General features: G+C 68.0%; 12 protein-coding genes. 8 read left to right on the forward strand and 4 right to left on the reverse strand.

The genetic code is table 11. The features are described from left to right. Positions 1-2154: TonB-dependent receptor (locus tag VGI12_00270; GenBank protein ID HEY2431073.1), on the reverse strand; the 2154-nt coding region annotated here is incomplete at its 3' end. An 8-nt stretch (positions 2155-2162) separates the two neighbouring features. On the opposite strand from VGI12_00270, the gene VGI12_00275 reads away from it, so the two are divergent. Together VGI12_00275 and VGI12_00280 are read left to right on the forward strand one after the other, a co-directional pair. Next, a complete protein-coding gene (locus VGI12_00275; GenBank protein ID HEY2431074.1) occupies positions 2163-2756 on the forward strand; it encodes a hypothetical protein in 594 nt (197 codons plus the stop codon). A gap of 10 nt (positions 2757-2766) precedes the next feature. Further along, the gene (locus VGI12_00280) at positions 2767-3213 is read left to right on the forward strand and encodes a TOBE domain-containing protein (protein HEY2431075.1); all 447 of its coding nucleotides are present in this window, start codon (positions 2767-2769) and stop codon (positions 3211-3213) included. A 27-nt stretch (positions 3214-3240) separates the two neighbouring features. On the opposite strand, the gene VGI12_00285 is transcribed toward VGI12_00280, so the two are convergent. The 3 genes from VGI12_00285 to lexA are packed head-to-tail and all read right to left on the reverse strand — an operon-like array spanning position 3241 to position 5340. Then, positions 3241-4275, reverse strand: coding sequence for a hypothetical protein (locus VGI12_00285; GenBank protein HEY2431076.1), 1035 nt, complete (start codon positions 4273-4275; stop codon positions 3241-3243). Positions 4276-4334: 59 nt separating this feature from the next. Continuing rightward, positions 4335-4652, reverse strand: a complete 318-nt coding sequence (locus VGI12_00290; protein ID HEY2431077.1) for a DUF3467 domain-containing protein — start codon at positions 4650-4652, stop codon at positions 4335-4337. 46 nt (positions 4653-4698) lie between these two features. Continuing rightward, the gene (gene lexA, locus VGI12_00295; protein ID HEY2431078.1) at positions 4699-5340 is read right to left on the reverse strand and encodes a transcriptional repressor LexA; all 642 of its coding nucleotides are present in this window, start codon (positions 5338-5340) and stop codon (positions 4699-4701) included. Positions 5341-5447: 107 nt separating this feature from the next. On the opposite strand from lexA, the gene VGI12_00300 reads away from it, so the two are divergent. The 6 genes from VGI12_00300 to rsmD all read left to right on the forward strand — a co-directional run bounded on the left by VGI12_00300 (position 5448) and on the right by rsmD (position 10577). Continuing rightward, on the forward strand, positions 5448-6002 hold the full coding sequence (locus VGI12_00300) for a sigma-70 family RNA polymerase sigma factor (protein HEY2431079.1): 555 nt from the start codon (positions 5448-5450) through the stop codon (positions 6000-6002). Then, positions 5999-6595 (forward strand): hypothetical protein, encoded by a 597-nt coding sequence (locus tag VGI12_00305; GenBank protein ID HEY2431080.1) that lies wholly within the window; start codon positions 5999-6001, stop codon positions 6593-6595. The genes VGI12_00300 and VGI12_00305 overlap by 4 nt, the downstream gene beginning before the upstream one ends. Before the next feature lie 11 nt (positions 6596-6606). After that, positions 6607-7173 (forward strand): hypothetical protein, encoded by a 567-nt coding sequence (locus VGI12_00310; GenBank protein HEY2431081.1) that lies wholly within the window; start codon positions 6607-6609, stop codon positions 7171-7173. Between the two features lie 83 nt (positions 7174-7256). Next, the gene (locus VGI12_00315) at positions 7257-7850 is read left to right on the forward strand and encodes a hypothetical protein (protein HEY2431082.1); all 594 of its coding nucleotides are present in this window, start codon (positions 7257-7259) and stop codon (positions 7848-7850) included. After that, on the forward strand, positions 7831-10017 hold the full coding sequence (recG, locus tag VGI12_00320) for an ATP-dependent DNA helicase RecG (GenBank protein ID HEY2431083.1): 2187 nt from the start codon (positions 7831-7833) through the stop codon (positions 10015-10017). Before VGI12_00315 ends, recG begins: the two co-directional genes overlap by 20 nt. Positions 10018-10034: 17 nt before the next feature. Then, a complete protein-coding gene (rsmD, locus tag VGI12_00325; protein HEY2431084.1) occupies positions 10035-10577 on the forward strand; it encodes a 16S rRNA (guanine(966)-N(2))-methyltransferase RsmD in 543 nt (180 codons plus the stop codon). The last annotated feature ends 90 nt before the right edge of the window (positions 10578-10667 follow it).

Raw genomic sequence — 10667 nt, forward strand, 5'->3', positions numbered from 1 at the left:
GCTGTCGGCAACCGGATAGTTGGCGATCGGTCCGGTCAGAATCGATGCGTCGAACACCGACGACGCGTCGTCGAGGAGCTTCGATCGCGTATAGGCGACCGAATACGACAGGCCGCGCGTCGATCGCTGCCGCAGGCTCAATTCCAGGCCCTGATACCGGGTCGTGCCGACGTTGTTGCGGTAGAAACTGACGGTCGTGTATTCGGGAAAGCGCTTCATCAGCTGGGCCACCGTGATGGTCGGATCGCCGAGCGACGAGGATCGCGGAATGAGGCCGAAGTAGGGATTCGGCACGCGCTGGAGCAGCGGCGCGCCAATGCCGAGCTCGTCGGCGTTCAGCTGGTTGATGTTCGTATCCGGGATGCCGACGTGCGTGATGATCGAACCGACGTAGGCGGCCTCCACCGTCAGGTTCGACGTCAGCACGCGCTGTACGGAGGCGTTCCACTGTTGCGCGTAGCCGGATCCAAGCGTCGAGTCGACGGTGAACACGCCCTGGCCGAGTCCGGTGAGCGGACCTGGAGGAAGGGGCGCGACGCTCGGTCCGTTCTGCAGGGCGAAGGCGGGCGAGACGGTGTCGAGCGCGCGCTGCGAGACCGTCTGCAGAAACGGGAAGGTCGGCGTCGTGAACGGCGTCGTGATACCGGCCATCTCGATCCAGATCAAGCCGTAGCCGCCGCTCGCCACCGTGCGGTCGGTGACGCGCCAGGTGGCTCCGAAGCGCGGACCGAAGTTGTCTTTCTGGAGCGGCCGCACCGGTTCGGTGCCGGGATAGTCGAGCACCTGCGTCGCCAGGTTGAAGACCGCCGTCTGTCCGTTGATCTCGGTCGACGGAAAGTTCAGCGTGTAGCGCAGGCCCGGGGTGATCGTCAGGCTCGGCGTGAGCTTCCAGTCGTCCTGGACGAAGTACTCCTGGGAGTGCGCACGCTCGCGGATCTCGTCGTGCTGGAGATCGATCGAGAAGGCCTGCACCTGGCCGAGCAGAAAGCTGGCGAACGGCGTCCCGCTGCCGGTCACCCCGGGCTGGTCGCTGCCGATCGCGTTGAACGTGAAGGAGCCGGTCGGCGACGGCGGCTGGATGACGTTCAGCCGCTCCCACCGCCAGTCGATCCCGGCCTTGACCAGGTGTCGGCCCTTGACCCAGCTGAGCGTATCGGCCACCTGGGTAACGCTGGTGGCAAACGTCGATGCGGTGTTGACGGGCGATCCGAGCTGCTGATAATCGCTGATCAGGAAGGTCGGCAGCGTGTTGGGAAAGCGCGCGGTCGATGGAATCCCCGGCAGGTTCAGCGCCTCGCCGGCTGGCGTGTCGAGTGTTGCCGCCGTGCGATCGACGCTGCGCCGCGTGTCGCCGACTCGAACCTCGTTCAGGAGCGCCGGAGTGAACGTGTGCTGATAGTTCGACGCGAAGGCCCACGAGGTCGTCAACTGCGGACCGAGTGTGCCGCTCGTGACGCCGCTGCCGTCGGGGAGCGGCGTCACCGGTGTGAAGTCGTCATGAAAGTACGAGAGCCGGCCGAACAGGTGATCGCGCGCCGTGGGTGCGTGGTCGATCCGCGCGTCCCACTGGTCCTGGTTGTCGACTTCCGGCGCGGTCCTGAGGTAATTGTTGGCCGTGCCCGAGGATGTCGGGAGGGGATAGTGCTGAAGGAGCGACACGGCGACCGAATCGAGTTGTGACGCCGGAATCACGTTGCCGGCGAACGGCGTCCGCACGCTGCCGGAAGATGGATCGAAGATCGCCGGCACCTTGCCGGCGATCGCTTCAGTGAAGATCCCCTGCCGCTGCAGCAGCGTCGGCACGGTCGAGATGACGGTGCGCGCGATGTTCTGGCGCTGTCCCTGATAGTCCATGAAGAAGAACGTGTGATCCTTGCGCAGCGGCCCGCCGGCGGTGCCGCCGTACTGGTTGCGGCGGTAGTCGGGCTTTGGCCCGTCGGGCTGGAAGTAGTTGCGGGCGTTGAGCGCCTCGTGGCGGAAGAACTCGAAGCCGTTGCCGTGCGGGGTATTGGCGCCCGACCGGGTCGTCAGGTTGATGACGCCGCCGTTGAAGCGCCCGAATTCGGCGGCCGGGCTGTTGCTCTCGATGCGGAATTCCTCGATGGCGTCGATGACCGGGAACAGCGCCACCTGTCCGGGCTCGGGCTGCAGCACCGAGCGAGATGCCGTCGAAGAGGTACTCGTTGGTGCGCGGGCGGCCGCCGTTGATGCGCGGCAACTGGGAGCCGGGCGGCAACGCCACGCCGGGCGCAAGCGACGCGAGCGTGATGAAGGTGCGGCCGTTGAGCGGCAGGGCAGTGACCCGCTCGTGGGGCACGACCGCCCCGAGGCTGGCCGTTTCGGTGCGCAGTACCGGCGTCGGGGCGGCGACCGTCACCGACTCGCTGATCCTGCCGGGAGAGAGCTGCACGTCGGCGCGCGTCGCCTCGCCGGTCGCCACCCGCAGCCCGGTTCGCGACACCTTCGAGAAGCCGTCGAGCGCGACCTCGAGGCGATACTCGCCAGGCGGCAGGCTGGACGCGGCGAACACGCCCTCGGCGCTCGAGATGAGCTCGCGGCGCAGGCCCGTGCCGACGTTGAAAACGGCGACTGACGCGCCTGGCAGCGCCGAACCGCTGCTGTCGGTCACGACGCCGGTCAACGCTCCCGATCCAGGTTGCGGGACCGCAGCGATCAGGCTGAGCCAGAGGACGATGTGCATCGACCGAGTCTACCGACGCCTCGATTCGCAATTCAACCCGACTCGAATCGGCTAATATCGTCTGCATGAACCACATCACCGCGCGCGCCGCGGCCGCGCGGCTCGGCGTCGGGTATTCCACTTTCAAGAACTGGATCCGCCAGGGTCTCGTGCGCACCACGCGAACGCCGGGCGGCCATCATCGGGTCGGGGAGACGGAAGTCGACCGGCTGCTGGCGCGGCAGCCGAAGCCGGTGCGCGGCCGCGCGCGCGCCGGCGCCACCGGTCTGATCGTGGCGCTGAGCGGCCGTAACCAGCTGCGCGGGTTCGTCGAGGAGGTGCGCACGGACGGCTTGCTCGCGCAGGTCCGCCTTCGCATCGGCGATCAGACGCTGACCGCCGTCATCACGCGCGACGCCATCCAGGAACTGCGCCTGAAGCGTGGCGACGACGCGATCGGCATCATCAAGTCGACCGAAGTGATGATCGCGCGCGAGCTGCCGGAGCCTTCGCGGCGGCAATCGCGCCGATAGGCGTCGGCGCTCCTGCGACACGACACACTACATGGCAAAGAGCCCCGGCGCACGCCGGGACGCCACCAGCCCGCCGCACGACATGCCGAGCGCCTGCACGAGACGCGTGCCGTCCCAGAGACGCAGCAGCAGCGCCGTGGCCGCGGCGTCGAGCACGCCGTCGAGGGCCGAGACCTCGGGCAGCTGCGCCGTGCGGGAGTCGACACGGCCGTCGGCGAAGCGAACGCGCAGGGTCAGAGTGCGAGCCAGCACGCCGCGTGCGCGAAGATCGCCGCCGACGCGATCGATTTCGGCGGCAAGCGCACCCCGCACGGCGTCCGCATCGGCGGTCGCCGGCGTCAGCGGCCGGTCCGCGATTCGCGCCGGTGGCAGGGCAGTCCGCCGAATCACGCCCCGGTCGAGGCCGGCCGCGTGGCGGCGCAGCTGCGCGCCGCCTGGTCCGACGAGCCCCCGCAGGGCCGCGTCCGAGAGCTTCGCCACCTGGCCTAGGCGGCGGATTCCCGCCGCCCGAAGCCTGCGAGCAGCCCCGGGATCGATCCCGGGGAGCAGGTCGATCTTCAGCGGGGAAAGGAAGCGGGCCTCGTAGCCGTCGAGGACGTGGACCATCCCGCGGGGCCGACCCAACTGCGCGGCGATTCGCGCGACCAGTTTCGAACGGGCCACGCCGTATGAGGCGTCGAATGCGAGTGCCTCGATGGCCCGCCGTACGGCCTCCACGGCCTGCAGGCCGTCATCGCCGACGGTGAACGCCACGGCGTCGACCGACAACCACTCGACGTCGGCCGACTCGCGGCGGATCGCGGCGTCAACCTGGAGTGACGCAGCGAAGTACCCATCGAACGCGCCATCGACGAACGCGGCTTCGGGCGCGAGCACCGCGGCCTGCGCGAGCGGCATGCCGGCGCGGATGCCGCGGCGCCGCGCCTCGCGCGATGCGGACGCCACCCTTCCGCGGCTGCCGGGGCCGCCGCCGATGACGACGGCCCGCCCGGCGAGATCCGGGCGCCTCGCACGCTCGACGGCGACGAAGAACGCGTCGAGCTCGACGTGGGTGTAGAGCACCTGAGCACCTGTTCCACTATTTCAGGCGAGGGAAGTGATCAGTGAGCAGCCGGCAACGATTAGTGGACGGGTCCGTTGCCCCACGGCGCTGCGCCGCCCGTCGATTCCGAGAACACGCGCATGTGCTCCTGCAGTGCGGCAATCAGGTTGGGCACCACTTGAAGCGGCAGCACGATCTTGGCGCGAACCGGCGCCTTCACGATGTGCTCGGCCTCGGCCGCCTCGACGTCCCGCGTCGACAGAGGCTGCACTTCGCAGAACGACAGCGTGAAGTCGAAGGGCGTGTGGGAGATGGCGCAGAAGTTGGCGTAGGTGCGCGGCGTGCGGCCATCGTCGTCGGGAACGATCGTGAAATTGATCTGCTTCGGCTGATTCATGCTCTCAGTATCGTCTTTCCGGGAGCGCTCGGCCGCGCGGCCGGCCCTAGTACCGCCGCATGACGCCGATGACGACCCCTTGGACCTGCACCTGATCGGCCGGTACGACAAGGGGCTGCATGGCCGGATTGGCCGGCTGCAGCCTGATCTGCCCCTGCTCGCGATAGAGCTTTTTCAGGGTGACGTCCGACCCGTTGAGCAGCGCGATCACCATTTCACCGTTCTCGGCGGTGCGGCGATCCTCGACGATGACGAAATCGCCGTCGCGGATCTGCTCGTCGATCATCGAGTCCCCTTTGACACGCAGCACGTAGGTGTCGCGCCGGCCAACCAGATCCTCAGGGACGGCGATGGTTTCGCTGCCCACAATCGCCTCGATCGGGACCCCGGCCGCCACGTAACCCAGCAGCGGCAGCTCGACTGCGCGTCCGCCGAGGCGGGAGGACACCAGCTCGACCGACCGGCTGCGGTTCCATGCACGCTTGATGAAGCCCTTCTCCTGCAAATTCGTGAGGTGTTTGTGCACCGTGGCAAGCGACGACAGGCCAAACCGCCGCCCGATTTCCTCGAGGCTCGGCGCGTAGCCGTGCTGTTGGATGAAGTCGTTGAGATAGTCGAGAATCTCCCGTTGACGGCGGGTCAAAGGCAGCATGGGCGGGACTATATGCAAAGAAAAAGCGAAAGTCAATCCGCAGGTAACCGCTGTGTATAACTTTCGCCCCTCCTGGCAGTCTAAAGCTATGACGTATGTTCACGCGGGCGCTTCCCTGGACGGTAAAGGAGCCCGGTTGTAAGGTGACGGTCGCCAGCCCAACCGATGCCGAGCTCGTGCAGGCCTGCCTCGACGGCCGTCGCGAAGCGTTCGATCTCATCGTCGAACGTCATCAACGCCACGTCTACCAGCTCTGCTACCGATTTGCCGGCAATCACGAAGACGCCAACGATCTGAGCCAGGACGTCTTCATTCGGGCGTACCGAGGGCTCAAGGGTTTCAAGGGCCAGGCGTCGCTCGGCACCTGGCTCTACCGGATCGGCGTCAACGTCTGCCTGACCAAGGTGGGAAGCGCGAAAGGCCGAGTGGAGCCGCTGGATCCGCTGCTCGCGGCCAACGACAATCGGATCGCCTCGCGCGAGGAAACGGCGGCGGAGGCGCTGCTGCGCGGAGAGCGGGCCGCGCACGTCCGCGCCGCGATCGCCAGGCTGCCGCGGAAGCAGCGCGCCACCCTGGTGCTGCGCGTCTACCACGAGCTGCCGCACGAGCAGATCGCCGGCATCCTCGGCAGCTCGGTGGGCGCGGTGAAGGCGAATTTCTTCCACGCGATCAACAATCTCAGGAAGCTGCTGTCATGAGGCACCTCTCTCCCGCCGAGTTCGTGGACGCGGCCGATCGCACGCTGCCGGCGGCGCGCGCGTCGCATCTGGCGTCGTGCGAGCGGTGCGGCGAGCAGGCCGCGCGGATGCGATCCACGCTCGACGCGGCGGCCGGCATCGACGTACCGGAACCGTCGCCTCTGTACTGGCAGCACCTGCGCGCCAACGTGGAGGCGCGGATTGCGCACGAGACGATGCGGCCGTGGTGGCGGGTGCGGTCGTGGTCGGGCCTCCTGGGAGCGAAAACGCTCGTCCCGCTGGCTTCGGCGCTGGCGCTGACGGCCGCCGTGTTCGTAACGGTCGATCGCCCGCGTCCCCTGGAGGTGCCGGCGCGGCCAGTGGCGGCGGTCGCGCTGCCCGCCCCGATCGAGTTCGGCGGCGATTCCGAGAATTCCGAAGCCTGGGAGATGCTCACGGCCGTCGCCGCCGACATGCCGTTCGAGGCCGCGCACGATGCGGGCCTGCATGTCGGCACGGCCGCGATCGATCGCGCCGTGCAGCGTATGTCGCCGGCAGAATTGAACGAGCTCGGCCGCCTGCTACAGTCGCAGCTGCGGGGCGCAGGCGATTGAGGGTGGTGCGCATGAGGCTGATCTTCGCGACGGTCGCCCTGGCGGCTGCCTGCACGCTGGCGGCGCCGCCCGCTGTGGCGATCGCGTCCCAGGCGACGCCACAGGCGCCGCCCAGAGCCGACGCGCCGCCGCCAGGCACCGCGGTGCCCGACGGAGCGTTCACCGCCGGCCAGGTCCAGAAGTGGTTCGAGGCCTTCACCGTCCTCCAGGCGCAGGAAGCGCTCAACCTTTCAGAGAGCCAGTACGGGCGCTTCGTGACCCGGCTGAAGGCGCTGCAGGACACGCGCCGGCAACATCAGCAGGCGCGCAATCGGATCCTCGCCGACATCAGGCGGCTGACCAATCCCAACGCGACCTCCGCCGATGAAGCCACCATCACCGAGCGTCTGAAAGCGCTCCGCGATGAAGACGATCGCGCCGCGGGCGAAGTTCGGAAGGCCTACGACGCCATCGACGAGACTCTGGACGTGCGCCAGCAGGGCCGCTTCCGCCTCTTCGAGGAGCGGATGGAGCAGCAGAAGGTGGAGTTGCTGATGCGGGCGCGCCAGAACGCCAGGGGTGCGGCAAAAGGCCGGTAGGACTGCCGATTTCGCGATGGAGGCTGCGCGATGGGCGCCTCCTGACGGCCCATTGGGCCGCCAACTCACATTACAATCGATCAGTGTTTCGCACCCTTGTCGCGTTGATCTGCTGCGCCGGCGTGTGGCTGGCGCCGCCGGGGCCGCTCTCGCGGGCCGACGCGCTCAAGTTCCAGGCGAAGCTCACCCAGATTCAGCACAACGCCGAGCAGCCGCGGAAGCCGAAGATGGCTCCGCGCCAGACCCAGTTCCCCGACGAGGAGCTGAACTCGTATCTCAAGTTCCTCGCCGGCGCGCAAGTGCCGGTCGGGATCGCGGATCCGATGCTCCATTCGGTCGGCAGCGGACGCGTGAGCGGCGAAGCGACCGTCGACCTCGACGCCGTCCGGATGCAGAAGAAGCGCGCGTGGACCGATCCGCTCGGCTATCTGACGGGCAAGCTGCCGGTCACCGCCGCCGGTGTGCTGACCACCGAGAACGGCGTCGGCCGCTTCCAGCTCGAGTCGGCGCAGATTTCCGGTCTCTCGATCCCGAAGTCGCTGCTGCAGGAACTGGTCTCGTACTACTCGAAGACCAAAGACACGCCCAACGGCATCAACATGGACGACCCCTTCCAGCTGCCCGCCGCGATCCAGGAGATCCGGGTCGGGCAGGGCGTTGCGACGATTGTCCAGTGATGCGCTTCAGGCCTCGCTGCAGTATCTGAAGGGCGTCGGGCCACGCCGGGCCGCGGACCTGCGGCGCGCCGGCCTCTCGACGGTCGAAGATCTTCTGTATCGCTTTCCGGTCCGCTACGAAGACCGCGGCCATTTCCAGCCCATCGCCTCGCTGCGTCCTGGCGTGGCGGCCGCCGTCGCCGGCGAAGTGCTCGCCTGCGGCGTGCGTCCGACGCGGCGTCCCCGGTTCAAGATCTTCGAGCTGCTGCTGCGCGACCCGAGCGGCAGCCTCCGCGCGATCTGGTTCAACCAGCCGTTCCTGAAGGACGTCTTCCGGCCCCACCAGCGGATCATCCTGTTCGGCAAGCTCGAACTGACTTCACACGGTTTGCAGATGCAGTCGCCACAGTACGAAGCCGCCGAAGGAGGGGAAGGACACGAAGGAGGCGAAGGACACGAAGGAACCGAGGGTGCCGAAGGAACCGAAGGAACCGAAGGAACCGAAGGAACCGAAGGGGATGTCGGGACGGTTCATACCGGGCGGATCGTTCCTATTTATGAGAAGACCGGAACGCTGACGGCGAAGATGCAGCGGGGGTTCGTGCATCAGGCGCTGCAGGGACTTCCCGCGGAGCTGCCGGATCCGCTGCCGGCGGTGGTGCGGCGCCGTCAACAGCTCATCGACCGCCGGGCGGCGCTCGAGTTGGTGCACTTTCCGCCGGCCGACGCCGACGTCGGCGGGCTCAACGCGTTCCGGTCGCCGGCGCACCGGCGTCTCATCTTCGAAGAGTTCTTCCTCTTTCAGCTCGGCATCGTGCTGCGGCGCCGGCGCGCCGACACGGAGCGCAAGGCGCGCGCGGTCGTCGTCACCGATGCCACGCGCGACGCCGTGCGCAAGGTCCTGCCCTTCAAGCTGACCGGCGACCAGAAGCAGGCCATCCGCGAGATCGTCACCGACATGCAGCGGCCGCAGCCGATGAACCGGATGCTGCAGGGGGACGTCGGATCCGGCAAGACGATCGTCGCGCTGATGGCCGCGCTGGTCGCCATGGAGAACGGACTCCAGGTCGCGTTCATGGCGCCCACCGAGATCCTCGCCGAGCAGCACTTCTTCAACATCCGCCGGCTGCTCGAGCCATCGCGCTTCCGGCTCACGCTGTTGACCGGCGCCACGCCGGCGAGGAAGCGCCGCGAAGTCCTCGCCGAGCTGGCGGGCGGATCGCTCCAGCTCGTGATCGGCACGCACGCGCTGGTGCAGGAAGACGTCGCGTTTCGCGAGCTCGGGCTGGCGATCATCGACGAGCAGCACCGCTTCGGCGTCCTCCAGCGCGCTACCCTGCGCGGGAAGGGGCTGCATCCCGACGTGCTGGTGATGACAGCGACGCCGATCCCCCGCACGCTCGCGCTCACCACCTACGGCGACCTCGACGTGTCGATCATGCGCGAGATGCCGCCGGGCCGGCAGCCAATCGCCACCACCGCCCGGCCTGAGTCGCGGCGCGACGAAATCTATGCGTTCGTCCGGCGCGAGATCGAGCAGGGCCGTCAGGCCTACGTCGTCTATCCGCTGGTGGAGGAATCGGAGAAGGTCGATCTGAAGGCCGCCACCGGGATGGCCGACCACCTGGCCAACGACATCTTTCCCGAGTTCCGCGTCGCACTGCTGCACGGCCGGCTCAAGCAGGATGCCAAGGATCGCGTGATGAACGCATTCGTCCACGGCGAGTTCGACATCCTCGTCTCGACGACAGTGATCGAGGTGGGAGTCGACGTCCCCAACGCGACCGTCATGGTGGTCGAGCACGCCGAACGCTTCGGGCTCTCGCAACTGCACCAGCTGCGCGGCCGGGTCGGCCGCGGCGCGCACAAGTCGTACTGCGTTCTCCTGTATCAGGCGCCGCTGACCGAACAGGGGCGCGATCGGCTCAAGGCCCTCACCGACACGACCGATGGTTTCGAGATCGCCGAGCGCGACCTGCAGCTGCGCGGGCCCGGCGACTTCTTCGGCACGCGCCAGTCGGGCATGCCGACGCTGCGGGTCGGGGATCTGCTGCGCGATCAGGCACTGATGGAGGAGGCGAGGCGCGAAGCCGTCGCCGCGCTCGACGATCCCGACCAGGCCGCCGCGCTCACGGCGCTGGTCGACACCAGTTGGGAACACCGGTTCGGGCTGGTGGGAATCGGGTAGGGACGGCGGCTCGGACGATGAGAATTGTCGCCGGACGTTGGAGAGGCCGCACGCTCACCTCGCCCACCTGGGACGGTCTGCGTCCCACCTCGGATCGCCTGCGCGAAACGCTCTTCGACATCCTCGCGCCGGTCATCGACGGCGCGCGCGTCCTCGACGGCTATGCCGGCACCGGCGCGGTCGGCATCGAAGCGCTGAGCCGCGGCGCCGCGCACGTGACGTTCGTCGAACGCGACCCGCGCGCCGTGCGACTCATCGAGACCAATCTCGCCGCGCTGGGGCCGTCCGGCGCGAACGATCGTGCTATCATCCGCGCAGACTTCATGATCGTGGCGGCGCGGCTGGGCAACCGGTCATTCGATTTGATCATTGTCGACCCGCCGTATGCGCATGACGCCGCGGAACAGGCGCTGACCGCGGCGGCGCCGCTGGCGGGACCGTCCACGCGCCTGATCGTTGAACACGCAAGCCGGTTCGCGGCGCCGGCGGCCGTCGACGGACTGCAGGTGCGGCGCACGGTGAAAGCCGGGGACAGCGCCTTGTCTTTTTATGAACGCTGACAGGATCGCGATCTATCCCGGCTCGTTCGACCCGCTGCACAACGGTCACGTCGACATCATCCAGCGCGGCTCGCGGCTGTTCGACCGGAT

This window comes from Vicinamibacterales bacterium, from assembly GCA_036496585.1.
Lineage (GTDB): Bacteria > Acidobacteriota > Vicinamibacteria > Vicinamibacterales > 2-12-FULL-66-21 > JAICSD01.

Excerpts from the sequence above, each read along its gene's own strand:
- VGI12_00275 (HEY2431074.1), top strand. The coding sequence starts at position 2,163 with ATGCCGTCGAAGAGGTACTCGTTGGTGCGCGGGCGGCCGCCGTTGATG.
- VGI12_00280 (HEY2431075.1), top strand. The coding sequence starts at position 2,767 with ATGAACCACATCACCGCGCGCGCCGCGGCCGCGCGGCTCGGCGTCGGG.
- VGI12_00290 (HEY2431077.1), bottom strand. The coding sequence starts at position 4,652 with ATGAATCAGCCGAAGCAGATCAATTTCACGATCGTTCCCGACGACGAT.
- VGI12_00305 (HEY2431080.1), top strand. The coding sequence starts at position 5,999 with ATGAGGCACCTCTCTCCCGCCGAGTTCGTGGACGCGGCCGATCGCACG.
- VGI12_00310 (HEY2431081.1), top strand. The coding sequence starts at position 6,607 with ATGAGGCTGATCTTCGCGACGGTCGCCCTGGCGGCTGCCTGCACGCTG.
- rsmD (HEY2431084.1), top strand. The coding sequence starts at position 10,035 with ATGAGAATTGTCGCCGGACGTTGGAGAGGCCGCACGCTCACCTCGCCC.